This is a genomic window from Moraxella atlantae NBRC 14588 (assembly GCF_001591265.1).
Classification (GTDB): Bacteria; Pseudomonadota; Gammaproteobacteria; order Pseudomonadales; family Moraxellaceae; genus Faucicola; species Faucicola atlantae.
Genome location: NZ_BCUL01000008.1, coordinates 1 through 26,559 on the forward strand (window position 1 = coordinate 1; position 26,559 = coordinate 26,559).

Annotated in this window: 25 protein-coding genes and 1 pseudogene; 13 read left to right on the forward strand and 13 right to left on the reverse strand. The window is 49.0% G+C overall.

Annotation, left to right across the window (positions count from 1 at the left end):
- The coding region (locus MA2_RS06080) for an IS4 family transposase (protein WP_082781982.1) at positions 1–835 on the reverse strand (835 nt) is incomplete at its 3' end.
- A 392-nt stretch (positions 836–1,227) separates the two neighbouring features.
- Between MA2_RS06080 and MA2_RS06085 the strand changes: the two genes are divergently transcribed.
- A complete protein-coding gene (locus MA2_RS06085; protein WP_067058127.1) occupies positions 1,228–2,337 on the forward strand; it encodes an S-(hydroxymethyl)glutathione dehydrogenase/class III alcohol dehydrogenase in 1,110 nt (369 codons plus the stop codon).
- Positions 2,338–2,367: 30 nt separating this feature from the next.
- The gene (fghA, locus tag MA2_RS06090) at positions 2,368–3,216 is read left to right on the forward strand and encodes an S-formylglutathione hydrolase (protein WP_067057982.1); all 849 of its coding nucleotides are present in this window, start codon (positions 2,368–2,370) and stop codon (positions 3,214–3,216) included.
- Between the two features lie 14 nt (positions 3,217–3,230).
- Here fghA and MA2_RS06095 read toward each other — a convergent pair whose 3' ends face one another.
- Positions 3,231–4,181: a bile acid:sodium symporter family protein gene (locus MA2_RS06095; protein WP_067057984.1), complete on the reverse strand. Its 951-nt coding sequence runs from the start codon at positions 4,179–4,181 to the stop codon at positions 3,231–3,233.
- Positions 4,182–4,243: 62 nt separating this feature from the next.
- On the reverse strand, positions 4,244–4,759 hold the full coding sequence (locus tag MA2_RS06100; RefSeq protein WP_067057986.1) for a YcgN family cysteine cluster protein: 516 nt from the start codon (positions 4,757–4,759) through the stop codon (positions 4,244–4,246).
- A 236-nt stretch (positions 4,760–4,995) separates the two neighbouring features.
- On the opposite strand from MA2_RS06100, the gene MA2_RS06105 reads away from it, so the two are divergent.
- The 3 genes from MA2_RS06105 to mutY all read left to right on the forward strand — a co-directional run bounded on the left by MA2_RS06105 (position 4,996) and on the right by mutY (position 8,696).
- The gene (locus tag MA2_RS06105) at positions 4,996–6,102 is read left to right on the forward strand and encodes an RNA-guided endonuclease InsQ/TnpB family protein (RefSeq protein ID WP_067057988.1); all 1,107 of its coding nucleotides are present in this window, start codon (positions 4,996–4,998) and stop codon (positions 6,100–6,102) included.
- 144 nt (positions 6,103–6,246) lie between these two features.
- Positions 6,247–6,996, forward strand: a complete 750-nt coding sequence (locus tag MA2_RS06110) for a dienelactone hydrolase family protein (protein WP_067057990.1) — start codon at positions 6,247–6,249, stop codon at positions 6,994–6,996.
- Between the two features lie 431 nt (positions 6,997–7,427).
- Positions 7,428–8,696, forward strand: a complete 1,269-nt coding sequence (mutY, locus tag MA2_RS06115) for an A/G-specific adenine glycosylase (RefSeq protein WP_067058129.1) — start codon at positions 7,428–7,430, stop codon at positions 8,694–8,696.
- Here mutY and MA2_RS06120 read toward each other — a convergent pair.
- From MA2_RS06120 to MA2_RS06135, 4 genes are all read right to left on the reverse strand, one after another.
- Positions 8,693–9,508 (reverse strand): uroporphyrinogen-III synthase, encoded by an 816-nt coding sequence (locus MA2_RS06120; protein WP_067057991.1) that lies wholly within the window; start codon positions 9,506–9,508, stop codon positions 8,693–8,695. The genes mutY and MA2_RS06120 overlap by 4 nt on opposite strands.
- Before the next feature lie 15 nt (positions 9,509–9,523).
- Positions 9,524–10,498, reverse strand: coding sequence for a hydroxymethylbilane synthase (hemC, locus tag MA2_RS06125; RefSeq protein WP_067057993.1), 975 nt, complete (start codon positions 10,496–10,498; stop codon positions 9,524–9,526).
- Complete coding sequence (locus MA2_RS06130) at positions 10,498–11,235, reverse strand: LytR/AlgR family response regulator transcription factor (RefSeq protein ID WP_067057995.1); 738 nt, start codon at positions 11,233–11,235, stop codon at positions 10,498–10,500. The genes hemC and MA2_RS06130 overlap by 1 nt, the downstream gene beginning before the upstream one ends.
- Before the next feature lie 236 nt (positions 11,236–11,471).
- The gene (locus tag MA2_RS06135) at positions 11,472–12,647 is read right to left on the reverse strand and encodes a sensor histidine kinase (RefSeq protein WP_067057997.1); all 1,176 of its coding nucleotides are present in this window, start codon (positions 12,645–12,647) and stop codon (positions 11,472–11,474) included.
- Positions 12,648–12,917: 270 nt separating this feature from the next.
- Here MA2_RS06135 and argH point away from each other — a divergent pair, with 270 nt between their 5' ends.
- Both argH and MA2_RS06145 read left to right on the forward strand, forming a co-directional pair.
- Complete coding sequence (gene argH / locus MA2_RS06140; RefSeq protein WP_067058131.1) at positions 12,918–14,294, forward strand: argininosuccinate lyase; 1,377 nt, start codon at positions 12,918–12,920, stop codon at positions 14,292–14,294.
- A gap of 280 nt (positions 14,295–14,574) precedes the next feature.
- Positions 14,575–14,859 carry an oxidative damage protection protein gene (locus MA2_RS06145; RefSeq protein WP_067057999.1) on the forward strand — a complete coding sequence of 95 codons (285 nt, stop codon included), beginning with the start codon at positions 14,575–14,577 and terminating at the stop codon, positions 14,857–14,859.
- A gap of 589 nt (positions 14,860–15,448) precedes the next feature.
- Here the strand turns inward: MA2_RS06145 and rplS are convergent.
- From rplS to rpsP, 4 genes and pseudogenes are all read right to left on the reverse strand, one after another.
- Positions 15,449–15,811, reverse strand: a pseudogene (gene rplS / locus MA2_RS06150) (50S ribosomal protein L19); the annotation flags it as partial.
- Between the two features lie 229 nt (positions 15,812–16,040).
- The gene (trmD, locus tag MA2_RS06155; RefSeq protein WP_067058001.1) at positions 16,041–16,808 is read right to left on the reverse strand and encodes a tRNA (guanosine(37)-N1)-methyltransferase TrmD; all 768 of its coding nucleotides are present in this window, start codon (positions 16,806–16,808) and stop codon (positions 16,041–16,043) included.
- A gap of 64 nt (positions 16,809–16,872) precedes the next feature.
- Positions 16,873–17,448 (reverse strand): ribosome maturation factor RimM, encoded by a 576-nt coding sequence (gene rimM, locus MA2_RS06160; protein WP_079352044.1) that lies wholly within the window; start codon positions 17,446–17,448, stop codon positions 16,873–16,875.
- A 41-nt stretch (positions 17,449–17,489) separates the two neighbouring features.
- Positions 17,490–17,765 (reverse strand): 30S ribosomal protein S16, encoded by a 276-nt coding sequence (gene rpsP, locus MA2_RS06165; RefSeq protein WP_067058003.1) that lies wholly within the window; start codon positions 17,763–17,765, stop codon positions 17,490–17,492.
- 430 nt (positions 17,766–18,195) lie between these two features.
- Between rpsP and dapA the strand changes: the two genes are divergently transcribed.
- The 4 genes from dapA to dapC all read left to right on the forward strand — a co-directional run bounded on the left by dapA (position 18,196) and on the right by dapC (position 21,570).
- Positions 18,196–19,122: a 4-hydroxy-tetrahydrodipicolinate synthase gene (dapA, locus tag MA2_RS06170; protein WP_067058005.1), complete on the forward strand. Its 927-nt coding sequence runs from the start codon at positions 18,196–18,198 to the stop codon at positions 19,120–19,122.
- Positions 19,119–19,448, forward strand: a complete 330-nt coding sequence (locus MA2_RS06175; protein ID WP_249024934.1) for a hypothetical protein — start codon at positions 19,119–19,121, stop codon at positions 19,446–19,448. The genes dapA and MA2_RS06175 overlap by 4 nt, the downstream gene beginning before the upstream one ends.
- Positions 19,449–19,484: 36 nt before the next feature.
- Positions 19,485–20,198, forward strand: a complete 714-nt coding sequence (gene purC / locus MA2_RS06180) for a phosphoribosylaminoimidazolesuccinocarboxamide synthase (protein ID WP_067058007.1) — start codon at positions 19,485–19,487, stop codon at positions 20,196–20,198.
- 181 nt (positions 20,199–20,379) lie between these two features.
- A complete protein-coding gene (gene dapC, locus MA2_RS06185; RefSeq protein ID WP_067058009.1) occupies positions 20,380–21,570 on the forward strand; it encodes a succinyldiaminopimelate transaminase in 1,191 nt (396 codons plus the stop codon).
- 66 nt (positions 21,571–21,636) lie between these two features.
- Here dapC and MA2_RS06190 read toward each other — a convergent pair whose 3' ends face one another.
- Both MA2_RS06190 and MA2_RS06195 read right to left on the reverse strand, forming a co-directional pair.
- Complete coding sequence (locus MA2_RS06190) at positions 21,637–22,638, reverse strand: mechanosensitive ion channel family protein (RefSeq protein WP_067058013.1); 1,002 nt, start codon at positions 22,636–22,638, stop codon at positions 21,637–21,639.
- 67 nt (positions 22,639–22,705) lie between these two features.
- Positions 22,706–23,284 (reverse strand): NUDIX hydrolase, encoded by a 579-nt coding sequence (locus tag MA2_RS06195; RefSeq protein ID WP_067058015.1) that lies wholly within the window; start codon positions 23,282–23,284, stop codon positions 22,706–22,708.
- A 265-nt stretch (positions 23,285–23,549) separates the two neighbouring features.
- Here MA2_RS06195 and MA2_RS06200 point away from each other — a divergent pair, with 265 nt between their 5' ends.
- Both MA2_RS06200 and MA2_RS06205 read left to right on the forward strand, forming a co-directional pair.
- Positions 23,550–24,149 carry an NUDIX hydrolase gene (locus tag MA2_RS06200; protein WP_067058137.1) on the forward strand — a complete coding sequence of 200 codons (600 nt, stop codon included), beginning with the start codon at positions 23,550–23,552 and terminating at the stop codon, positions 24,147–24,149.
- A 280-nt stretch (positions 24,150–24,429) separates the two neighbouring features.
- The gene (locus MA2_RS06205) at positions 24,430–26,550 is read left to right on the forward strand and encodes an NADPH-dependent 2,4-dienoyl-CoA reductase (protein ID WP_067058017.1); all 2,121 of its coding nucleotides are present in this window, start codon (positions 24,430–24,432) and stop codon (positions 26,548–26,550) included.
- The last annotated feature ends 9 nt before the right edge of the window (positions 26,551–26,559 follow it).

The window sequence follows — 26,559 nt, forward strand, 5'->3', positions numbered from 1 at the left end:
GTATGGTTAAATGCGTGTCCTCAAGATTAAAGCCACGTCCTTTAAAACAAGAAAACAGCGTTTCAATCTGCCAACGCTTGGCATAAGTTGCCATCGCATCATCATCGTCAAAATCATTGGTCGCCACAATCACATAATCGTTGTCGCTATCAAGCTTGGCGGATACCTTAACAGAGCAGTCATCAACCATTAAAGTTCGGTCATGATGATACGTTTGCTGTTGGCTTAGGTTGTGAAACAGGGTGTGTATTTGTACGCTTTCACCGTTGCTGTTAAAAACTTTGCTGTCTTTTTTAATGCGTATAGCAAATTTTAAATGCTCTGTGGTAAACCAGTTAAACCACGCTTTGCCGACAAACTCTCTATCAGCGAGTATTTTTACGATTTTGTCTTTGCCAAAGTTGTGAATGAATTTTTCAATCAATTCGGTTCGCTCTAAGGTACTTGAGTTGCCCCGTTTATCTAGCATTGTCCAGTATAGGGGAATGGCAATGCCGTGATGTACGGCGGCTAGCATAAAGATGTTGATGTTGCTTTTGCCCAATTTCCAGTTTGTTCTATCAATGGTAAGGGTAACTTTATCTAGCCCAAATAGGTTGTAAATAAGGCTGGCTATTTGGTGTTCGTCAAGTTCGGTGTCTGCTAAAAACCGTTGTATGCGTCGGTAGTTGCTGTCGGTTTGTGTTGTATTGGGAAAGTGCCTTGCTATCTTTTTTAGGTTGCTACTTTGGGCGGTTATCAAACCTATTATCATTTGGCTGATGCAGTTGATTTTTGCCTTGTGTAGCTTTAGGTTTTGGGCTAATATAGTTTCTAGTCTGATAAGATTTGGCATGGTTTAATTCGTCGAAAAAATTACTATTATGCCTTGTTTTATCAGACTTTTTTATTTTTTTGTCGTGTGCAGAGAGTAGATATTCTCAGCATCAATAGGCAACAAATATCCATTTTTAGAATGCAAGCGTTCATGATTGTACCAGTGTACCCAATCAAGGGTAGCTCACTGTAGTGGGCAGTGACAATAAACTGACCTGATACCAAAGCTGCAACGATTTTTGTTTATTGGGCAAACAATTGCTTATCGTTACAGCCCAGTAACACGGTATTGGCTATAATATACCAACATTTTTCAATATACCAACATTTTTCAAAAATCATATCGAACGGTAATAGGATCAAGGTATGAATGCACAACCCCAAACCACACAGCTAGACTTCACCAAACCCATCAAATCACGCGCCGCGGTGGCATTTGCCTCAGGCGAACCATTACAGATCGTTGAGATTGATGTTGAGCCGCCCAAAGCAGGTGAGGTAATGATTAAAATCACCCACACAGGCGTATGCCATACCGATGCCTTCACCCTAAGCGGTGACGACCCCGAGGGCGTATTTCCTGCCGTATTGGGGCATGAAGGCGCGGGCGTGGTTGTGGCAGTCGGTGAGGGCGTAACTTCAGTGGCTGTCGGTGATCACGTGATTCCACTGTATACGGCAGAATGTGGCGAGTGTTTATTTTGTCGCAGCGACAAAACCAACCTATGCGTTGCCGTACGCGCGACCCAAGGCAAAGGCGTAATGCCTGATGGCACCACACGCTTTAGTTACCAAGGCAAGCCAATTTATCACTACATGGGCTGTTCAACATTTAGTGAATACACTGTCGTAGCAGATGTATCAGTTGCCAAAATCAATCCAAAAGCCAATCATGAAGAAGTGTGTCTGCTTGGCTGTGGCGTGACCACAGGCATCGGCGCGGTACACAATACTGCCAAAGTGCAAGCAGGTGACAGTGTGGCGGTGTTTGGGCTGGGTGGTATCGGGCTTGCGGTGGTGCAAGGCGCCAAACAAGCAGGGGCAGGGCGAATTATCGTCATTGATACCAATCCTGAAAAATTTGCCTTAGCAGAGCATTTTGGCGCGACGGATTTTGTAAACCCGAATGACTTTGACAAGCCGATTCAACAAGTCATTATCGACATGACGGGCTGGGGTGTAGACCACAGTTTTGAGTGTATTGGCAACGTCAATGTCATGCGCTCGGCACTTGAGTGTGCGCATCGTGGCTGGGGACAAAGCGTTATCATCGGTGTGGCAGGCGCAGGACAAGAGATCAGCACACGCCCGTTTCAGTTGGTTACGGGGCGTAAATGGATGGGTACAGCGTTTGGTGGGGTTAAAGGACGCTCGCAGCTACCAGGGATGGTTGAGCAAGCGATGGCAGGCGATATCGAGATCGCGCCGTTTATCACCCACACCATGCCGCTTGAGGATATCAATACCGCGTTTGATTTGATGCATAAAGGTGAATCCATCCGCTCAGTGGTGCATTTTTAAGCTCTTAGCAAGGCATAACAAGGTATAAAAATGCAAAAAATCGAACAGCACAAATTACACGGTGGTGAGTTGCAAGTGTGGCAACATGATAGCGCGTGTACGCACACCGCAATGAAGTTTGCCGTGTATCTGCCGCCTGCTGCACTTGCGCAGCAGCCATGCCCCGTGTTGTACTGGCTATCAGGGCTGACCTGCAATGAGCAAAACTTTATCCAAAAATCAGGTTTTGCTCAGTTTGCCAGTCGGCATAATTTGATCGTCGTTGTACCCGATACCAGCCCGCGCGGACACGACAGCGACGGCGACGCGGTTGCTGATGACGCAGCGTATGACTTGGGGCAAGGTGCAGGGTTTTATATCAATGCTACCCAAGCACCGTGGGCAAAGCATTTTGCCATGTATGATTATGTGGTTGATGAGTTGCCCAAATTGGTTGAACACCACTTTGCCACCAATGACAAGCGCAGTATCTTTGGACACAGCATGGGCGGACATGGCGCGTTGATGATCGCGCTACGCAATGCCGAGCGTTATCAAAGCGTATCGGCATTTGCACCGATTGTCGCGCCCAGCCAAGTGCCATGGGGGCAAAAGGCATTTGGCGCGTATCTTGGCGATGATACGGCCACGTGGCAGCAATATGACACACTTACGCTTATGCAACAGCACACAGGCAAGCAGCTGCCCATGCTGATTGATCAAGGCGGTGCCGATGAATTTGTGGCTGAGCAATTAAAGCCGCAATTGCTTGAGCAAACGGCAAAAGCTATTGATTATCCACTCACGTTGCGCCTACAAGATGGCTATGACCACAGTTATTACTTTATTGCAAGTTTTATCGGTGAGCACATCGATTTTCACGCCAAGTTTTTGCGCTAGTGGGGTATAAATTTTTAAGATTTGGGCGCGTCGCGTTCGGCTTGGCGCGCCCAATACGTTGCCAATAGCGGACCTGTGATGTTATGCCAAAAGCTAAAAATCGCACTAGGTACCGCGGCAACGGGATTGGTTTTAAAATGTACCGCCGCCAAGGTCGCGCCTAGACCAGAGTTTTGCATACCTGTCTCTAGTGCAATCGCTTTGCAGTCAAAATGCGACATGCCAAGCAATCGCCCAGCAGCATAACCCAACAAAAAGCCAAATGCGTTGTGCAAAACAACCACGGCAAAGATCAGCAAGCCAGTTTGGGCGATTTTCTCTTGACTCACACCCACCACCGCGCCCACGATGGCGACAATCGCCACCACGGACAATAGCGGCGTGATGGTGACAATTTTTTTGACTTGTCTGCCAAGCATTGCCTGTACAACCACACCCAGCACAATTGGCACCAGCACCACCAATAGCACGGATTGAAACATGCTTGACGCATCGATATGAATCCACTCACTGGCTAATAAATAAAAAATCGCAGGCGTGAGCACAGGTGCCAAAAACGTTGAGGCCAAACTACACGCCACCGACAATGCCGTATTGCCGCGCGCCAAATACGTCATGACATTGGATGCCGTACCACTTGGACAGCAGCCGACCAACAAAACACCAACCGCAATCTCTGGTGGCAGACGCAAGATTTTGCATAGCGCGTATGCCACACCAGGCATAATGATATAATGCGCAATTACGCCAATACCCACCGCAGCAGGACGCTTGGCAACCTCGCGAAAATCATCGACCGATAGCGTAATACCCATGCCAAACATAATGATGCCGAGGAGCCAAGTGATCCACGGCGCAATCCACACAAACGCAGGTGGATAAAAAAACGCCGTCACCGCCGCGGCAAGCACCCAAAACGCAAATGTTTTTTGCAAAAATGTGCTGAGTTTGTTTAACGCGCCCATATGCCCCTAACTTAACTTGTCAAACTTAGCCAACGTGCCATCCAATGCTACGCTGTCCAACGTCACTGCTTAATCCAACGAATCACGCGCTGCTCTTGTTCCCACTCATCGACCTGTGTTTCAGACACACAGCGTCCTGCCACACTGACGTTTGCCGCCTGCATCTGGCGCAGACTTAACGCGCGGTCGCCTGTGATCAGATGGTGCCAATCAGGCAGTGGCAAGCCGCGATACAGCCGCTTATAAGCACACGTGGCAGGCAGCCAATCCATCGTTGGCAAAATGTTTAAATCCAGCGCGATACAATCGGGCACATAACGATGCCGCGTTGGGTAGTGCCGACACGCGCCCGTTTGGCAATCAAGCAACTGACACGCCACATCGGTGTACTCAACCTCACCCGTATCATCATCTTGCAACTTGATCAAACAGCACGCGCCGCAGCCGTCGCACAGTGCTTCCCATTCTGCCGCGTTGAGCTCGGCTAAACTAAAGCGTTGCCAAAACTGTGGGCGCACAGCAGGGCTAGGGTCATTACTGGCAGGCGCGATGGGTGGGACAAGCAAATTGGTCGGCATGGGCAAATGGTTTTTCTTAAAATTTGGCAATCAAGCCTATCAAACGGGTGGGCAAACAAAACACTACACTATTATAGCGGAAAATACGGCAAAATTTTTATCATCCGTTGCCGTAAAACCACCGACTTTAGGCGGTGGATATAAGGCGACTGCGTAGCCATGCTTACACACGCTAGTCATTTGACATACAATTAGACCAACTATAAAATATAAAAAATTCAATTATACTTAAACCTATGAAAACCCTCAAGCTACGCATAAAAGACAAACACACAGACCAACTAAACCGCCTAAGCGGTTTGGTCAATTTTGTGTGGAACTATGTTAATGACTTGAGTTTTAAATACCGACAACGTACTGGCAAATTTTTTAGTGCCTATGACCTAAACGAATACACCAAAGGTAGCGGTCAACTACTTGGCTTGCATTCTCAAACCATACAAGCCATTAATGAAACCCACGCCAAATCGCGACGCCAATTCAAAAAGGCTAAACTTAACTGGCGAACCAACAACCCAAAGGCAAAGCGTAAAAGCCTAGGTTGGATTCCATTTAAGCAATCCGCAATCAAGTTACTGGCTACCCATCAGACGGGTAAAAAAGGCTTAAAATCAACCTTACAGCTTAGTTTAGCCAAAGGGCAAAAGCTCATCATCGACCTATGGGACAGCTATAACCTATCGCTATATAGTATTAATACTTGTGAAATCGTCCAAGACAGCCGTAACCGTTGGTATGCGTGTATCACCGTCAAAGAATACCCAAAACAGCAATGTGGTACAGGTAGTGTCGGTATTGACTTAGGCTTAAAAGACAGTGCCACCGCCTCAAATGGCGATAAACTACAAATTAAACAAACACAGGCATGGGCTAAAAAATTGAGTATCGCCCAACGAGCCAAAAACAAACAACGTGTCAAAGCGATTCATGCCAAAATCAAAAACACACGCCAAGACCTTATCCACAAATTCACCACAGGGCTAGTTAAAAACAATGCCCTAATCGTGATCGGTGATGTAAAAACCACCCAATTCAGCCGTAAAAAAGGCAAACTAGCCAAAAGCGTATATGACGCAGGTTGGTTTGAACTCAAACGCCAACTGACCTACAAATGCAAGCATGCAGGTTGCCGTTTTGAAATCGTCAATGAGAAATACACTACCCAAACTTGCTCGTGTTGCGGTCAAATCGACAGCAACAGTCCGAAAGGTAGAGCAGGTTTGCGAATAAGAGAATGGACTTGTGCTAAGTGTGGCACACGGCATGATAGAGATATTAACGCCAGTAAGAACATTCTTGCGGTCGGGCTTGACCGTCTTGTAGAAGGAATCCCCTCACTTTAGGAAGGGGAGGAAGTCAAAAGGTAGTAACTATTGCTGACGGACTGGGCAGTATGACAAATGCGTGACAAAGCAGTCACCAAACAGCTGACCATCGACAAGCGATTTAACATTGAAAATTTTTAACAACATTGATAAGGTTATATCATGGATATCCAAATTCTACAACTTGAAACCACCTCACCCGACGGTACAGAGCTTAAAAGCTATGTTTGTTTGCCCAAAGATGCCAGCGCAGATAAGCCTGCGCCTGCGATTTTGGTCGCGCCAGAGTGGTGGGGCGTGGTTGAGTTTGTCCAAAAAGTTACCGAGCGTCTAGCACGTGCAGGCTTTGCTGCAGTAGCGATGGACGTTTATGGTGAGGGCAAACTGACCACCGATGCCAGCCAAGCCAACGAATGGATGGAGCAAATGCTAGCCAATCAAGACCAATTAATGGCACGCTGTCAAGCGATCTTAAAAGATTTTTGTGATGTGCAAGGTGTTGATAGCAAACGTCTAGGCGGTATTGGGTTTTGCTTTGGCGGTAAAATCGTGCTTGATATGGCGCGTGAAGGGCTACCACTACAGGCCGTGGCGACTTTCCACGGTAACCTTACGCCCAAACAACCTGCCGAAAAAGGCAAATTTGCTGCCAAAGTATTGGTCGCGCATGGCGAAGCCGATACCATGACAACCATGGATGATGTGGCCAAATTTAAAACCGAAATGGATCAAGCCAATGTAGAATACACGGTTGATGTGTATGAAGGCGCAAAACACGGCTTTAGTAATCCTGCAGCAGACGAGCGTGCCGCTCAAAATGATGTCGATTTAGGCTATGATGAAGCTGCGGCAAACGCCAGCTGGGATGCGATGATTGCCTTTATGCAAAATAACTTGGCAAATGCACAATAATCTGCTTTAAATATTTTAAAATAAAAACCGTATGCTTACTGGCATACGGTTTTTTTTTGGGCTAAAAGGTTTGCATGGCTAAAGGAGAGTAAAACGCGTCGGTAAGGCTTAATGATACACACAAGGCGGCAAAACGATGGAGGATGGGGATAGGCACGCATGGTTGGGTATTAGCAAGCTAAAAGTTGATTTTAAAAAATTTAAACCGTTAAAATAACATTAGTTTAACGGTTATATAAATTTTAGCAAGATTTTGATGACTGAAATTTGCGCCAAATTTGGTCATTGATCGCCAAACACCCATGCTTGAAGTGTGACGGAGTTGCCCTTACTAAAACGGTTTTAGCCAAACATTTTGCCGCTTTATGCCAGATAATCTCAAGTCAAATCATCGTATGCCAAATCAACAACCGCAATCTGCGCATCATGACATGACCCAAGATCATGCCGCGTGTGCAAGCTTTGCACCGCGTGTATTGGCATGGTTTGCCGAGCACGGACGGCATGATTTGCCTTGGCAACAGCACCACAAACAGTCGCCAGATCCGTACCCTGTGTGGCTGTCTGAGGTCATGTTGCAACAAACACAGGTGGCGACCGTCAAGCCGTATTTTGCACGGTTTATGGCAAGCTTTGCCACCGTGCAGGCATTGGCGGCGGCAGATTGGGCAGATGTGGCAGCGCATTGGGCAGGGCTCGGCTATTATGCGCGCGCGCGTAATTTACACAAAGGTGCGCAGCAGCTTGCAGCGATCATTGCTGAAACGGGCGATTTTCCCCAAACGGTCGATGAGTGGCAGCAAATCGCAGGCGTGGGACAATCGACGGCAGGCGCGGTGGTGGCAATGGGCGTACGCGGCTATGGCGTGATTTGTGATGGCAATGTCAAACGCGTGCTGACACGCTGGGCAGGCATTGATGGCGATATCACCAAGTCTGCCACCAACCGCATTTTGTGGCAGCTTGCCGAGCGTCTGACCCCAAGCACGGATAGCGGATTGTACGCGCAAGCAATGATGGACTTGGGCGCGACCTTGTGCACCAAAGCCAAGCCTGCGTGTCTGCTGTGTCCTGTAAATGCCGATTGTGTGGCACGCGCCGAGGGCAACCCAACCGCGTACCCTGTCAAAGCAAAAGCCGCCGCGCGTCCACGTCAGTTATCGCTTGCTTTGTTATTAACCGATGCAAATGGGCGTGTGTTGTGGCTAACGCGCCCTGATAGCGGTATTTGGGGCGGGCTGGTTTGCTTGCCGTTGCTGTTTTACCAAAAACTGTTTAATCAAAAACCGCTTGAGCAAACACCAGCCGCCACGCCAAACACCACACAATCTGCCCAAAGCTGGCAAGATAATAGCTTGTTCGCCCATCAATACAACGCAGCCGAACAAATCATCGTTGATGTGCTGGCACACATGGGCAAACCACTGGCAGACATCATGACCGCCAGCCAAATTGCCGACCTAACCGAACAAATCAAAGCCCCACAAGGCAGTGTCAGTCATGGTTTGACGCATATGGAGTGGTGGTTTAAACCGTATCAAATCATGCTTGATGATGACCAAGTCAATGCGCTGAATCACGCTTTGGGCGGGCAGGGCGTGACTTTTGGTTGGCACACGCTTGCTGAGGCGCAGACGTTGGCATTGCCCAAAGCCATGCACAAAGTATTGGCACAAATGCCAACTGATGGGGGCAATTAAGCCTGCAACGCCTGCCAAATCGTGGTGGGTTGTAAATCATCCACCACGTGCACACAAGCATCGCTGTGGGTACGTATGTGCTCACCAATCCGCGCTTGTAGGACTACATAACTAAAAACGTTTGGCGACACAGTGGGGGCAATTTTTTGCAGCAGCTCAAGCCAATTTTGCCACGCAGCAAGGCTAGATATCAGCACCCAAATCGGCGTTGGTGGGCGTTGCAGCAAAAATTTGGCATAAAACTGGCTAAAATAGGCAAAAGTGGCAGCAGGTAACTGGCGTTGGTAGCTGTTAATCAATGACACGGCGACGCCACGCGCGCGCAACGCATCAATCAATACCTCGCGCCCACCAGCACCGCGCCAGACTTGCACGCGGTCACCCGACTTGAATCCTTGCACCAATGACAGCTGGAGCATACCGATATTGTTTTGTTGCTCGGGTAATGGGGGGTAGTAGGTATTGGGTGTGGTGCCAAATTGCGCTTGCCAACGTTGGGTGAGATAATCGGCGGTTTTTTGTCCCACGCAAACAAACGGCGGTAGGGCATGTGGTGTGGTTTGTTTGGGCGATAAAGCCTGCACCGCCTGCAAGGTAAAATTCACCGCTGCCTCACTGACCACCACCACCGCTTGGTAGGCTGGCAGGGATTGGGGCGCGAAAAGCTCAACCAGTGCCTGCTGTTCGGTGATGCTCAACGGCGTTGCCACCAAGGCTAGCAACGGCAGTTCGACCACTGTTGCGCCGTGTCCACGCAAAAACTGGGTTAGTTTGGCAGCGCGTTCGGCAGGGCGGGTATTGATGACAATCACGCCGACACCTTGTGCTTAGGTTGAATAAATCTCGGCTAAAATCTTGTCCGCACCCTGGTCAAGCAGCTGACGGGCAACATCCACACCAACGGCTTCGGCAAGGCGTTCGGCATTCGGGTTTTCCGGCGTTAAAGCCAACGTCTCGTGGCGTTCGGCTTTGAGCAGTACGCGTCCATCAACGCTGCCCACGCGCCCTTGTAGCCATAGCCGCCCGATATCAACTTGTGCAAACCCTGCAATCGGCACTTGGCAGCCGCCTTGCAACTCGCGATTCATCGCGCGTTCTGCCAACACGCAGATTTTACTGGCAAGATGGTTTAAAGGTGCTAACGCAGCTAAGATCGCGTGATCATCGCTGCGGCATTCAATCGCCAATGCGCCTTGCCCGACGGCAGGCAGGCAAACATCCGTAGGCAGCTCATGGCGCACGCGCTCACCAAGTCCTAATCGGATCAAGCCACTGGTTGCCAAAATAATCGCATCGTATTCATCGGCATCGAGTTTACCAAGGCGTGTGCCGACGTTGCCGCGTAGGCTGATGATATCCAAATCGGGGCGGTGCTGCTGAATCTGGCATTGTCGACGCAGGCTAGAGGTGCCTAAGCGCGCACCCCGTGGCAAGTCATCTAGGCTGGCAAAATGATTGGACACAAACGCATCGGTTGGGCGTTCACGCTCACAAAACGCGCCAAGCATTAAACCTTCAGGCAAATCCATCGGTACGTCTTTAAGCGAATGTACGGCGATGTCAGCACGCTTGTCATACAACGCTTGCTCAAGTTCTTTGACAAACAAGCCCTTGCCGCCAATTTTTGCCAAAGGCGTATCAAGGATTTTGTCGCCCTTGGTCACCATGGGAATTAGCTCAATGTGGCAGTTTGGATACAAGGCTTGTAAGCAGGCCTGAATGTGCTTGGCTTGCCACATTGCCAACGGGCTTTGGCGCGTGGCAATGCGGATGTGGTCAATCGGGGCAGTGGTTTGGGTCATTACAGATTCTGGATTTTTTCACGCAAAACGGGCAGATGGCGGCGGCTAACGGCAAGTTTTTCATCAATACCTTTAAACCGTACGCGGTAATGGTCTTGATCGACCACTTCTAGCATTGCTAAATAGTCAAGATTGATCAGTGCGTTACGATGAATGCGGAAAAACATATCGCCGAATTCTTTTTCTAAGTCTTTGAGCGTTTCATCGATGAGCACGGTGCCAGTTTTATGGCGTACTTGCACATATTTTTGTTCGGCATAAAAATAGTAAATATCGCTTAATGCAATCAGCTCAATGCCGCGATGGGTGCGCGCGGCAATGTGCTGGCGGCTTGGCTGCGCCACGCGATCCTCAAGGCGGCGCATTTCGCTAAGCTGCGCGGTATTGAGAACGGCAGCGCGTGCCATGGCTTCGCTAAGCTCTTCGCGGTTGGCAGGTTTGAGTAAGTAGCCAATGGCATGGGCTTTAAACGCGGCAATCGCGTAGTGGTCATACGCGGTGACAAAGATGATCGCGGGCGGATTGTCAAGCTCGCTAAGCTCTTTGGCACAGCGAATACCGTCCATTTTTGGCATACGGATATCAAGCAAAATCACATCGGGGTGGGTAGCTTTGACCTGCTCGATACCTTCAAGCCCCGTCACGCCTTCACCGACGACCTCATGTCCTTCTGCTTGTATGATACGTTTGAGGCGTTCGCGCGCCAACGGTTCATCGTCACAAATAACCACTCGCATGGTTCTCTCCCGCCTTATTGTTTAGGTTGCTTGACTGCCATATAAACAATGAAATTCAATCAATAATTTACTTGTTATTGTCAGTTAATAAAACTTATTTTGCAAATATAAATGATGATAGCGACAATTTGACGACGATATGCCGCTCAATGCATGGATTGTGCCACATTGCCCGTCATGTCGCAAGTGGTAGGCACATTCTACCTTGAGGCACTGATTCACATCAACGTGTCAATTCACATCAACGTGCCAACGTCTTTAAGTGGATAGTGCAAATCGATCAGCATTTGTGTACTATCAAGCTGATAGTCAATCGACGCTTGTTCACCAAAATAACGCTGCAAGGTGCGCGTTTGCTCGCTGAAGTTTAAATACCGCTGGGCATGGTTTTGGATAGTATCATAATTTATTGGCTGAATCACACAGCTTAGCTCAATATCCACCCAGTCATTTTGCCATTTGATCGCCACCCAAATTGTCACTGTGTCATCCAGCATTTCCACGACAAAATTGATCATCTTTTCAAGTAACATCTGCAATATCAACGACGGAATCACCATGTCGTACAAGGTGTCTTCATCAGGCATTAGCCAATGCACGATTAATTTTTCACCAAAACGGTATTGCTCGATGTTCAGATAATGCTGACAAATCTCAATTTCATCAATCAACGCCACCTCGCGCACCTCATCAAAACTCATGCGATACAGCGATGAGATACTACGGATCAACGCCTCAGCGGCTGTGCGGTCAGTTTCGATCAAATACTGCATGGTATTGAGCATATTAAAGAAAAAATGCGGCGAAATACGCGCTTTGAGCTGCTCATTTTGCTCAATCAAACGCTGCTCAAGCTGCTGCTGATGGCGACAGTTTTTGGTGTACTGGTAGTTAAAATGGTAAAAAAACAGCATCGCCACGGCCGGGGCAATCAATAAATCGATAAACGTTCGGCTCAGCCATACGACAACATCGGTATCGGTGCCCAAAATCAACCATTGCAAACCCGCCGCGACCAAATCCGCCAACGGTACTGCCACCATCACAGTAACCATGACACACCAAAACATCTGTGGGCGCGTTTTTTGTGCCAGTCGTGGCGCAATAGAGCTTAAATAGCCAACGCTAAACAGCACAATCAGCCCCGTGGTTGAGATCGCACGAAATAGCTGCACACCCAGTTGCTGCCAATCATCGATAAAATGCAGCAATGTCGCGGTTTCATAAAAGCTAAAGAAGATGACCACGCCCAGCCAAAAAAATCGCCCACTGTGACTATTTAGGGTTGGAAAAAACAAGCGATTGTCGGCACGAATATCCGATAGTGGTAGAGTGTGGTCAGGCTTTGCTATACTAGCCCGTGGCTTGCTCAAATATTGTCGCCAGTTGGCTGCTTTGGTGGCTGACCCCATCGTGACGTATCCTTTATAAGCGCATAGGCGTATAAACTATAAGCGTGTAAACGCGGCGCAAGATGATTAGCGGCTTATTTTTATTTTTGGTTTGGCTGATCTTGATTAACTGAGTCTTAATGGATCTGTTTTGATTGATTTAGGTTTTGGCTAAACCCTTGACAATTTAGGATTGTAGCAATGATGCACCCATCACACCCTCAACATTCTACCACAACGTCTGACACTCATACCACCCAGCCCGATCAAGCAGACGCACAAACTGCCAGCATGTGGGGCGGACGTTTTAGCGAAGCCACCGACCAATTTGTCGCTGAGTTCACCGCTTCGGTGAATTTTGATAAACGCTTGGCACAGCATGATATCGACGGTTCAATTGCCCATGCCACCATGCTTGGGCATTGTGGAATTTTGAGTGAGCAGGACGTTCGCCAAATTGTCGATGGGCTCAACCAAATTCGCCAAGAAATTGCCGATGGCAATTTTATGTGGCAGGTCGCGCTAGAAGACGTACACATGAACGTTGAGTCACGCCTCACTGCGCTGATTGGCGATGTTGGTAAAAAACTGCACACAGGGCGCAGCCGCAATGACCAAGTGGCGACCGATATTCGCCTGTATTTGCGCGCGCAAACAGATGTGATTTTGGGTTTACTCAAACGCTTGCAAACTGGTTTGCTGGATTTGGCAGCGGCACACACCGACACCATCATGCCGGGTTTTACCCACCTGCAAACCGCGCAGCCTGTCAGCTTTGGGCATCATGTCATGGCATGGTTTGAAATGCTGATGCGTGATAGCGAGCGTTTGATCGATGGGCGCAAACGCATCAACCAGCTACCGCTTGGCAGTGCGGCATTGGCAGGTACAACCTACCCGATTGACCGCGCGTATACCGCTAAGCTGCTGGGCTTTGACGGGGTATGTCAAAACTCACTAGACGCGGTATCTGACCGTGATTTTGCCATTGAATTTGCCAATACAGCAAGCCTTTTGATGATGCATTTATCACGCATGAGTGAAGAAATCATCCTGTGGATGTCGGCGCAATTTGGCTTTGTGCAAGTGCCTGACCGTTTTTGCACAGGTTCATCCATCATGCCGCAAAAGAAAAACCCCGACGTGCCCGAACTGGTACGCGGTAAGGCGGCGCGCGTGTTTGGCGATATGGTCACGCTTTTGACCTTGATGAAAAATCAACCGCTGGCGTACAACAAAGACAACCAAGAGGACAAAGAACCACTGTTTGACATCGTCGATACGCTGACAGGTTCGTTACTGGCATTTGCCGATATGCTGCCAAACTTGGTGCCCAATGCCGACGCGATGCGGCATGCTACCATGAAAGGCTATGCCACCGCGACAGATTTGGCGGATTATTTGGTGCGTAAAGGCTTGCCATTTCGTGATGCCCATGAAGTCGTTGGCAAAGCCGTTGCTCTAGGCGTGGCGCGTGGCGTGGATTTGAGCGAATTGTCGTTGGCAGATTTGCAAGGCTTTAGTGACTTAATCGGTGATGATGTCTTTGACTACTTAACGCTTGAAGGCTCGCTCAATGCACGCGACCATATCGGCGGCACCGCGCCCAAGCAAGTGCAAGCCGCGATTGCGCGTGGACGTGAGCGCGTGGCGGCGTTGCCCGTCTAGCTTTTCATTCAGCGCGAATGCTTAGCAAGCCTTAAGCCAAACCGATGTGTTTTTAGACATACTTCAGCGGACAATTTTTGTAACACAATCGGCAAGTGGTTGCACTGTAAGCGCCCATGGATGTCATCAAACTGTCATCCATGGGTTTTAGGATAACAAATAAAAACCATATAAAAAGTACCATCAGAACACCAAAGCCAGTGACTGTGGCTTAAATTAACGAATTTTGGTAGTATAAGTGGCGATTTTTCATACATTTTTACCGTCGTAAAGGTCATACATGCAAACGTACAATCCTGCTGACCACATGGTCATGTGTCGCAAATACAAGCAAAACTTACCTAAGTTGCCTAATCCACCATTTCCCAACGCGCTTGGGCAAGAAATTCAAAACACCGTCTCTGCTAAGGCGTGGAATGAGTGGCTTGAGCACCAAACCATGTTGATCAATGAAAATCACTTAAGCCTTATCGATCCTGCGGCAAAGCAGTTTTTGCATGAGCAGCGTGAGAAGTTTTTGGACAATGCCGACTACGAACGTCCAAAAGGCTGGACAGCCAAATAATGTAGCTGCCTTGACTTCCTCCCCTGCCTAAAGTGAGGGGATTCCTTCTACAAGACGGTCAAGCCCGACCGCAAACCTAGGATAGTGGCAACCGCCCGTACGACACACCGTACATCTTAGGTTCTTATTTTAAGCTAATCTTACCGTTAGGATTGTCATAGACACAAATTAACTTAAGCGTGTGTTTGGAGACGTCTTACCAGTTAAGTTACTGCGTACTCGCAATTTAGTCTTAACTTAACTGCGGACTGTAAGACATTAAATATAATGAGATGAGTGTAGCAAAACTTATCGCATTTAACAATTGCCTTATATCTACCGCCCTAAGTCGGTGGTTTTACGGCAACGGAGGATAAAAAAATCCCGATGATATAAATCGGGATTTTTTTTACAACAGTATAAAGTACGCTGATTAGGCTTGGTTATCGCCGTTGTCTTGCACTGATTGGTCTTGCGCTTGCTCATTGTGGATTTGCGCCTCTTGTGTGGCTGCAGTTTCCACCATAGCATCAAGCAAAGTATCACCAGCAACCGTACCTTGCGCTTGCAACTGATCTTGTGACGCTGCATCAAGCGCGACCAACTCGTCACGGCGTAGCGACAATTTTTCGCGGATACGGGCAGATTTACCAGAACGCTCACGTAGGTAGTACAGTTTGGCGCGGCGCACATCACCACGGCGTTTCACTTCGATGCTGGCAATCAATGGTGAATGGGTTTGAAACACACGCTCAACACCCACACCGCTTGAGATTTTGCGCACAGTGAACGCTGAGTTTAGGCCACGGTTGCGCTTGGCGATTACCACGCCTTCAAATGCCTGCAAACGCTCACGGTCACCTTCACGTACTTTAACCTGTACGACGACCGTGTCACCAGGACCAAAGCTTGGTACGTCAGTTTTTAGTTGGCTTTGCTCAACGGCTTGCACCAAAGGATGTTTGTTGCTCACGAGATGGTCTCCCTCAATGTGGGCTAGAGGCTTTATTCATACATGTATATGAACGTGCGCATATGCCCTGTTTGTTGTTGGTTTTCATCCAGTCATATCTTAAACAACTTAGATGAAAATTTACTCAAAATGCTATCCACACCTGCAACAAGTTTTTGTGTTGATAGCGCATTAAACTGGTTAAATATTGCCCTGATCAAATACGCGGTTTGATAAAAGCATGGTTATGTCAATTTGCGTCATCGGCAGAATGCTCGATAGCAAGATTTGCCGCCTTAAGCCAACGCGCTTGTTGTTTGGTTGGGCGAAAATCACGCCACAAATCAGGTCGCCGCGCTTGGGTACGCCGCGCTTGCTCAACAAAACGCCATTCGGCAATCTTGGCATGATGCCCTGACAGCAGCACCTCAGGCACACCTTGCCCAGCAAATTTTAATGGCTTGGTGTATTGCGGATAATCCAATAAGCCATCAACGAACGAATCTTGTACGGCAGATTGATCATCACCCATCACCGCAGGCAAACGCCGAATCAAGCTATCCATCAATACCATTGCAGGCAGCTCACCGCCTGTTAGTACATAATCACCAATCGAGCATTCGATATCAACGTACGTATCCATCAAGCGTTCATCAATACCTTCATAACGCCCACACAGCAAGATAAAGCCATCACGTTGGCTAAGATCTTGCACAAGTGGTTCATCAAGCGTTTTGCCTTGCGGTGTTAGATACACCACAGGGCAGTTTAGCCCACGTGCTGCTGCTTGTTGTTTGGCATGGTCAAGCGCACGTGACAACGGCTCTGCCATCATCACCATGCCAGGACCACCACCAAATGGACGCTCATCGATACGCCGATAATTGTCATGGGCAAAATCACGCGGATTGATCAGCGTAACCTCAGCTTGTCCACGTTTGATAGCGCGCGCGGTGATGCCAAACTCAGTCAAAGCACAAAACATGTCAGGCAAAATCGTGATAACGGCAAACCACATCGTTAGCCCCTTATATTTTGCCCTTATGGTCGTGCAATTTTTAACCCAAGCCTAGCAAGACAAATCAATAGTCTTGCGCCCAGTCCACTGTCACCGTCTTAGCCGCCAAATCCACCGTCAATACGGTTTGTTTGTGCCACGGTATCAGGCGTTCTTCACTATCCACGCTATCGGGCGTGGGTTTGACGACCATGACATCATGCGCGCCTGTTTCAAACAAATCTTTGATTTGTCCGAGTTTTACGCCGTCAGGTTGGCTGATGACAGTAAGCCCGATTAAATCCGCCCAGTAGTGTTCATCTTCACCCAACGGCGCAAGGTCAGTTCTTGCCGCCCACAGTGTTACACCGTAGTACGTTTCTGCCATATTGCGATCGGGGATTTCATGAAGCTGCACCACATAGCCTTTGCCTTGCGCGTGCCAGTTTTTGACGGTTAGGGTACGTTGCCCAAGGGCAGTACGAATCACCCAAGGCTGCATGGCAAAAATTGCCTCGCGGTCTTCGGTATCGCTAAAAACCCACAACCAACCTTGCACCCCATACGGCTTTTTTAGCGTGCCAATTTTGATCAATCCTTGCTCAGCAAAGGACTCGTCGAATGACTTGGCGACGTCAGCGTGATGGCTGGTGGTTGGCATAGTAATGCACCTTGCACACAGGCAACTTGGCGAATAACCAATTAAGCGGTGGTGGCTTCAGTTTGTGCGGCTTGTTCTTTGGTGTAGCGTTTGAACAGGCTAGCAACGCGGTCAGAAGGCTGTGCACCTTTGTTTACCCAAGCTTGATAAGCTTCGGTATTGATACGTACAGGTACTTCTTTACCTTGTGCGATAGGGTTGAAAAAACCGATGTTTTCGATATAGCGACCGTCGCGTGGGTTGCGTGAATCGGTGACAACGATTTGATAAAATGGGCGTTTTTTAGCACCGCCCCGTGCCAAACGGATAACTACCATAGGATTCTCACAGGTTAGTAATTAGAGCCTAAAAGCGTTTGCGCTTGCCATTGGATACTTTAGGTAAGCTTGTTTACCAAGTTGTGTTGCCATCAATTTGTTTTTACACAAATTTTTGGGCAATAAAAATAGCAGGCACATGAAAAGGGCAGTATTTTAGCACGGTTTTTGGGTTTGTGCTAGATAGGTGAGCGCATTGTGGCTAAATATTTTTGTAGATTTTAGCTATCAATGCATCAAATCCATAACAGTCATACAAGTGCCACCAATCGCGCGGTATTTTTCCATCGTTGGCATACAACACCCCGCCAAATTTATGCTACACTAAACGATAATTTTTAGTACGCTACGGATAAACCCACAGGTAGCACCGCGTTTATGGGTAAGCGCGACTTGCACAAATCCGCTTGCCACACGCAAAGGTTATATTATGGTACAAGATACACATTCTGCGCCAACCGCGCGCAGTGCGATCCAAGAGGCCTTACAAGGCTCAATGGTCGCGCTGGTCACCCCCATGCATCCCGATGGTGAAATCGATTGGCAAGCCTTATCCAATCTCATTGACTGGCAAATTGAGGCTGGCACACGCGTGTTGGTTGCCGTTGGCACCACAGGTGAATCTGCCACATTGTCGATGCAAGAACACGCCGATGTCATTGAGTTTGTTGTCAAGCAAGCGGCAGGGCGGATTCATGTCATGGCAGGCACAGGCGCAAATAACACGCTTGAGGCAATTGAGCTGACCCAACACGCCAAAAAAGCAGGCGCAGGCTCAGCGTTGTTGGTTGCACCTTACTATAACAAACCAACCCAGGAAGGCTTGTATCAGCATTACAAAAAAATTGCTGAAACCGTGGACATACCGCAAGTATTGTATAATGTGCCAGGGCGCACAGTGGTTGATATCAGTAACGACACCGTATTGCGTTTGGCTGATGTGGATAACATCGTGGCGATCAAAGACGCAACAGGCGACATTGCACGCGGTGCGCAGCTGATTGGTGCGCTACAAGGGCGGCTTAACGTGCTATCGGGTGATGATAACACCGCTATTGAATTGATGCGTCAAGGTGCGGTAGGTAATATTTCGGTGACGGCAAATGTGGCACCGCAAACCATGGCACAGATTTTTGCAGCGGCATTGGCAGGTGACTTTGAGCAAGCGCAAAGTTTGAATGACAAAATCGCGCATTTGCACCAAGATTTGTTTGTGGAGTCAAGCCCAATTCCTGTCAAATATGCTTTGCACAAAATGGGTAGAATCGAAAAAGGTATTCGCTTGCCTTTGACATGGTTGGCTGCCACTTACCAAGCGCAGATTGATGCGACATTAGCCAAAGCAGGGATTGTATGATGGCACTAAATCACATGAGTTATGCGCGTGCCGTTTTGGCAAGCGCGTTGATGATAGGCGTAAGTTTGGGCGTAACGGGGTGTAATACCTTTAAGCAACGTGTTGGCGATCACTCGCTTGACTACACACAAACCCGCCGTTTGGCACCCATTGAGCTGCCTGCAGACGCGCAAACCCTACCATTTACGCCGCTGTATCAAGTCCCCGAGGTAGGCACCAACACGCTTAAGCTTGCCAACGCCACAGGTACGCGTTTTGATCTGCCTGCGCCCATTAGCAGTGTACGGCCACAGGCGACCAGCACACAAACTGCCAATAGCCGCTAATACGTGAATCAATCACCTAACAACTTGAGAACCACTATGCAAAAACAACAGCAACTGTATAAAGGTAAAGCCAAAACCGTGTATGCCACCGATGATGCCGACTATGTCATCATGCATTTTCGTGATGATGCGTCGGCGTTTAACGGGCAGCGCATTGAACAGCTTGAGCGCAAAGGACGCGTCAATAACCGCTTTAACGCATTTATCATGCAAAAACTTGCTGAAGCAGGCGTTGAGACGCATTTTGAGCGCGAATTGGCACACGATGAAGTGCTGGTCAAACGCCTTGACATGATTCCTGTTGAGTGCGTGATTCGCAACTATGCCGCAGGCGGTATTGTCAAACGCTTGGGGCTAGAGGAAGGACAAACGCTGACTCCACCGACCTTTGAGCTGTTCTATAAAGACGATGGTTTGGGTGATCCATTGGTTAATGAATCATTGGCAATTAGCCTAGGTTGGGCGACGCAGGCGCAGCTTGATGAAATGAAAGCCTTGACTTACCGCGTCAATGATATACTCAGCAAACTGTTTGATGATGCAGGCTTGATGTTGGTGGATTTTAAACTTGAATTTGGTGAATTTCATGGGCGTATGGTGTTGGGTGATGAGTTTTCACCCGATGGCTGCCGTATTTGGGATAAGCAAACCAAGAAAAAACTTGACAAAGACCGCTTCCGCCAAAGCTTGGGCGATGTGGTTGAAGGCTATGAAGAAGTCGCCAAGCGTTTGGGTATTGCGTTGGATTAGGTAATGACGTGTAGCCTGAGGTAAGGCAGATAAAAAGCAGGGTAATGCCTGCTTTTTTACCATCAGTGCTTCTTTACCATCAATGTTCGGCGGCTTTTTTAGAAAAGCTGTTAGGACAAACTATATAGACAAGCAATATAGACAAGCAATTTTTAAGACAAGTGATTTTTACGACAAGCCGATGAATCCCAAACTTGCCACCCTCCAGCCATATCCGTTTACCAAAATGGCGACCTTGTTACAGGACATTACGCCAAACCCTAATTACAAGCCGATCAAATTAGGCATTGGCGAGCCACAACACGCGCCGCCTGAATTTGTTTTGCAGGTGCTGGCGGACAACTTGGGCAAGGTGCAAAACTATCCCAGCACGCTTGGGCTTGCCGAATTGCGCGCGGCAATCGCCGATTGGGTGCAGCGGCGATTTGGCGCGGTGGTGGATAGCGATCATGAGGTGCTGCCCGTCATGGGTACGCGCGAGGCGTTGTTTAGCTTTGTCCAAGCCACGTTTGACCCTGACGACCGCGCGCGTCCGTATGTCGTCATGCCCAATCCGTTTTATCAAATCTATGAAGGCGCGGCAAAATTGGCAGGTGCAACACCGTATTTTGTCAATTGTACAGCGGATAACAGCTTTGTCGGTGACTATGACGCGGTGCCGCCCGAGGTGTGGCAACAAACCCAACTGGTGTTTGTCTGTAGCCCCAACAACCCAACAGGCGCGGTGATGTCTGCCGAGCAATGGCAGCGGCTGTTGGCATTGTCTGAGCAGTACGGCTTTATCCTCGCCAGTGATGAATGCTATAGCGAACTGTATTTTGACACACCACCTGTTGGACTGTTGCAGGTGTGTGCTGCGACGGGACGCACGGATTTTGCGCGCTGTGTGGTGTTTCATTCGCTATCTAAGCGCTCAAATCTACCAGGGCTGCGCTCAGGGTTTGTGGCAGGTGATGCGCGTTTACTTGCGCCATACACGCAATATCGCACTTATCAAGGTTGCGCCATGCCGCTACACCACCAAATCGCATCGATTGCGGCATGGCAAGATGAGACCCATGTTGAGGCAAACCGCGCGCTGTATCGACAAAAGTTTGCTTTATGGTTGGATATATTGGGCGATAAATTACCACTGCGCCGCCCCGATGCAGGGTTTTACTTTTGGTTGCCTGTGCGTGATGATGAGCAGTTTGTCAAGGTGTTGTATGAACAGCTGAATATTCACGCATTGGCAGGGCGTTATTTGTCGCGCGATACGCCAAACGGCAATGCAGGTATGAACCATGTGCGCATGGCATTGGTTGCCGATGTTGCGCAAAGTGAGCAGGCAATTGCGCGGCTTTTAACGTTGGATTTGGCGGCGTTGGTATAGGTTTTAACGAAAGATCAATGATCGTTGGCTAAAAAATGCACAAATCAACATTGCAAGTAATTAGCCTTATGATTTATCATGCTGGATTTCAAGCGCCAACGGGCGATTGACTTCCAACGTGGTAATCGGAAACGGAATCGAAATTTTTGCGTCATCGAGGGCGCGTTTGACCAGTATCATCACCTCGTTAATCGAAGCCACCCGATTGGCCTGTGTACCATCTTCAATAAACCACAGTACCGTGAGCACCACGCTACTATCCGCTAGGGCTTTGGTGATAACCAACGGCTTGGCAAGATGCGACACGGTCGAGGCGTTTTGTACTGCCTTTAATATCACTTGCTGGGCATGTTCGATATCATTTTCATAGCCAATGCCCACATCAAAATCTAAGCGCCGCTGCGAATAAGCGGTATTCACCATCATCGGTGTGGTATAAAGCTGAGAATTGGGAATTACCACCCGTCTGCCATCATAAGTGCGGATGGTGGTTGCGCGGATTTGAATGTCTTCGACGGTGCCTTCAAAATTGCCAGAAATAATTTGATCGCCGATACGAAACGGCTCAGACAACAGCAGCAAGATCCCCGATAACAGGTTTTGGAAAATATCTTTAAACGCAAAACCAATTGCTACCGAGCCAATGCCTAAGCCGCCAATCAATTTGGCAGGGGTAAAGCTTGGTACGGCAATAATCATTGCCACCATAAAGCCCAAAAACAAAATTAAGGCACTGCCGATACGACGAAACACGGTTACAAGATTTTGGTGGCGTTTACGTCTGCCCAAAATCTTGGTAACGGCTTTTTTAAAGATGATAGAAAATAGCCAAAACAGCACAAACATCACAAACGCAACCACCAAATAAGGAACACGGGCGGTTAGGTCTTTGACCATCTGCTGCGCTGAGGCAGTCATGATCTGGTATTCGCTGACCTTTTGTGTGACCTTGTCGCTGACGTTGTTGTTAATCGTATCAACGACGCTTGCGGCATCAACCGATTGCGCGATGCCATACAGCGTGGGGGGATGGGCGGTGATCAGTTCATAAAAAAATAAAGTCATCATGGTGATTTACCGTTGGTGGTTTTGATAACTGGCTTTAAGGGCGCATCGTACGCACTGTCACTTAGCCTTAAGGATTACCACTGGCACTGTCAGGTGCGTCGCGATTGCGCTCGATGGTTTTTTGGTGCAAAGGAAACTTGCCCAACGTCGCGCCCGCTTGTCGATCGGCAAAATAAAATCGCAGCGTTTCGATGACATTTTGAAACGCCAAATCATCCCAAGGAATGTCCTGCTCAGCAAACAACGCGCATTCTAAGCTTTCTTCTCCCACGCCAAACTGCCCGTTTTTTAGCGTCCCCAAAAACATGACGTGAATTTGCCCGATGCTTGGGATGTCATACAAGCAATATAGCTGCAGGTTTTCGCCTTGTGCTTCGGCTTCTTCCATACATTCACGGTTGCCGCCGTCGCGCATGGTTTCGCCTAATTCCATAAAGCCTGCAGGCAATGTCCAAAAGCCGCGCCGTGGCTCAATGGCACGGCGGCATAGCAATATTTTGTTATCATGCACCAATACACAGCCGTTGATCACTTTGGGGTTGTCGTAATGGATGTAGCCGCACGCAGGGCAAACCAGTCGTGGGCGTGTATCACCAGCAGGGATGACACGATCAGCGGCGTGACCGCATTGCATACAATAAGCCATTGGGTATTCCTTAATAGGCATGAATGGACATCAGTGGCAGGCGATGGCAGGCATGTGATATGCGTGAACCGAGGCGTGCATGGGTTTTTGGCTGTGCGATGTGTGTTGCACGGGTAAAATATGGTAGCATTGATTGCATATTTTACAAAATATCCTATGCAGCATTTTGCATCACTACTTTTTGTATCATCACTGTTTGTATCATCACTGTATTTTGTTGAAACTTGGTTGAATCACTGCCTTGCCAAACGTTTACCAAAAGCCCTTGTCGGCGTCATTTCAAAGCGCCTTACTCAATCAGCTTGCCAATCGTTTGGCTGCGTTGCCGCATGACCCCACACCGCAGCCATATGCCGTGCTGATCGTGCTGACTGACGCGCCACGTCCGCAGATACTCTACAGCGTGCGCGCGGCGCATTTGCGTGAGCATGCAGGCGAGGTCGCGTTTGCAGGTGGGCGGCGTGAAGACGAGGATGTCAGCAATGCCGCCACTGCGCTGCGTGAGGCGCATGAAGAAGTCGGAATCTTGCCTACTGCGGTGCAGGTACTCGGTGAGTTGCCGCTGGCATTTGGCAAAAGTGGGCGTGCCGTTAAGCCGATTGTTGGCGTTATTGCACCCAATACGGTTTTGACGCTGCAAGCCGATGAAATCGCGCGGATATTTTGGGCGGATTTACTGACGCTGATCAGCCAGCCTACGGTGCCGTATGCCTACCCATACGGCAAGCAAGTGTACATATCGCCAAGTTTTAGCATCGCGGGCGAGACGGTATGGGGCTTGACCGCGCGTATCACAGCAAGTTTGCTTAAAGTCGGCTTTGACCGCGATGTCAGATGGTACCAGCGTTTAGAACCACGCCGCTAGGCGATAGACACAATCTTTGCCAAATCAAGCGCTTAATTTAGCAATATGTGAACGCTATAGGCAAAAATTTTTGTCAGCAGCCGTTGGTTTTTGGCGTGACTTTTGCTAGTCTAAATACAGTTTGCACATCGATCACGCACCCAAGCGCGCTGCCAAACGGAAGCGGTCAGTGTCGCCTTAGGCAGGTTATCTTGCTATGCGCTGCCAAGTTAAAAAAGACGCTGTTGCAAAAACACGGTTAAGGAAAAATCTGTTAAGGAAAAACGCTATGTCCACTACCATGCTACACAATCCATCTGCCAGCACAACGCTAGAAAACCAAAATACCAATACCTACCCAAACCTGTTTGAGCCGCTAGATTTGGGCTTTACCACGCTTAAAAATCGTGTCGTCATGGGCTCGATGCATACAGGGCTTGAAGACCGCTTTTTTAATTATGGCAAGCTTGCTGTATACTTTGCCGAACGCGCCAAGGGCGGCGTTGCCATGATGGTGACGGGCGGTATCGCGCCCAACCGTGAGGGCTGGCTAACCCCACTGGGCGGTACGCTCAATAATCACGCCGATGTTGTCAATCACCGCCGTGTGACATACGCCGTGCACAAACACGACAGTAAGATTTTGCTGCAAATTTTGCACAGTGGGCGTTACGGCTATCAGCCGTTGGTGGTGTCATCGAGCGCGATTCAATCGCCGATTTCACCATTTAAACCACGGGCAATGAGCGACAAGCGCATTTTAGACACCATCACCGACTACGCGCGCTGCGCCAAACTTGCCAAACTGGCAGGCTATGATGGTGTGGAAATTATGGGCTCTGAGGGCTATTTAATTAACCAGTTTTTAAGCCGTCATGTCAATCAGCGCACCGATCGCTGGGGGGGTAGCCTAGAAAACCGCATGCGTTTTGCGGTGGAAATTGTGCGCGCGGTGCGGTTGATTTGTGGCGAAGACTTTATCATCAGTTTTCGTTTATCCATGCTAGATTTGGTGCCCGACGGCAACACGATGGCAGAGGTCATCACCATTGCCAAAGCCTTGCAAGACGCAGGCGTGACCATCATCAACACGGGTATCGGCTGGCATGAAGCGCGCGTGCCGACCATCGTAACTTCTGTGCCGCGGGCGGCGTTTGCCAATGTTGTTGCTGAGGTCAAAGCGGCACTTGACATTCCTGTGATGGTGTCCAACCGTATCAACATGCCCGACACCGCTGAGACATTGTTGGCAGATGGCGTGGCGGATTTGGTGCAAATGGCGCGTCCGTTTTTGGCAGATCCCAATTGGGTGACAAAGGCTCAACATGGCGAGACGCATTTGATTAATACCTGTATCGCGTGCAACCAAGCCTGTCTTGATCACACCTTTGCCAACAAACGCTCGACGTGTCTGGTCAATCCGCGCGCGTGCTATGAAACCGAACTTGTCTATCGCCCAACCAAATCGCCCAAGCGCATCGCTGTGGTGGGTGCAGGTATGGCAGGGCTGTCGGCGGCAACGGTGGCAGCGCAGCGCGGTCACCACGTCACGCTGTTTGAAGCCAGCGATAGGATTGGCGGACAGTTTAATTACGCCAAAGTCATTCCAGGTAAAGAAGAATTTTTTGAAACCATCCGCTATTTTGGCAACTTGGTGCAAGCGTTGGGGGTGGATTTGCGCCTCAATCACACCGTGACCAAAGAAGAACTGGCGGCAGGGGATTATCATGATATCGTCATTGCCACAGGGGTCGTACCGCGTAAACTGACCCTTGAAGGCGCAGAATTGCCGCATGTCATCAGCTATGCTGAGCTGCTATCAGGCAAAAAACAGGCAGGTGCAAGGGTTGCAGTGATTGGCGCAGGTGGAATTGGCTTTGATGTCAGCGAATACTTGACCTCAACCCATGTCAAGCCGTTTCACCGCAATGCCGATGGGCAACTGATCGCCGAGCCGCATCCACAAAGCATTGAATCTTGGAAAAACGAATGGGGTGTAGACACAGCAGCGGACTACACCAGTGCAGGCGGCTTGGTTGAGCCAGTCAAAATCCAACCTGCGCGCCACGTATATCTCATGCAGCGCAAAACGGGTCGGCTAGGCGCAGGGCTGAACAAAACCACAGGCTGGGTACACCGTGCGCATATCGGCAAACACGGCGTGCAGCAGCTAGCTGGTGTGCGCTACGATGAAATCACCACCGAAGGCATTTGGATTACCGATGCAGAAGGCAACAGCCAGTTGCTTGAAGTCGATAGCATCGTGGTGTGTGCAGGGCAAGAATCGGTCAATGACCTCATGCCAACAGTCGGCGAAACGCCAAGTGCACAGTATCATCTGATTGGTGGGGCAAAACTGGCAGGCGAACTTGATGCCAAACGTGCCATTCGTGAAGGGGCAGAGCTGGCGAGCATGCTATAAAATGCCATA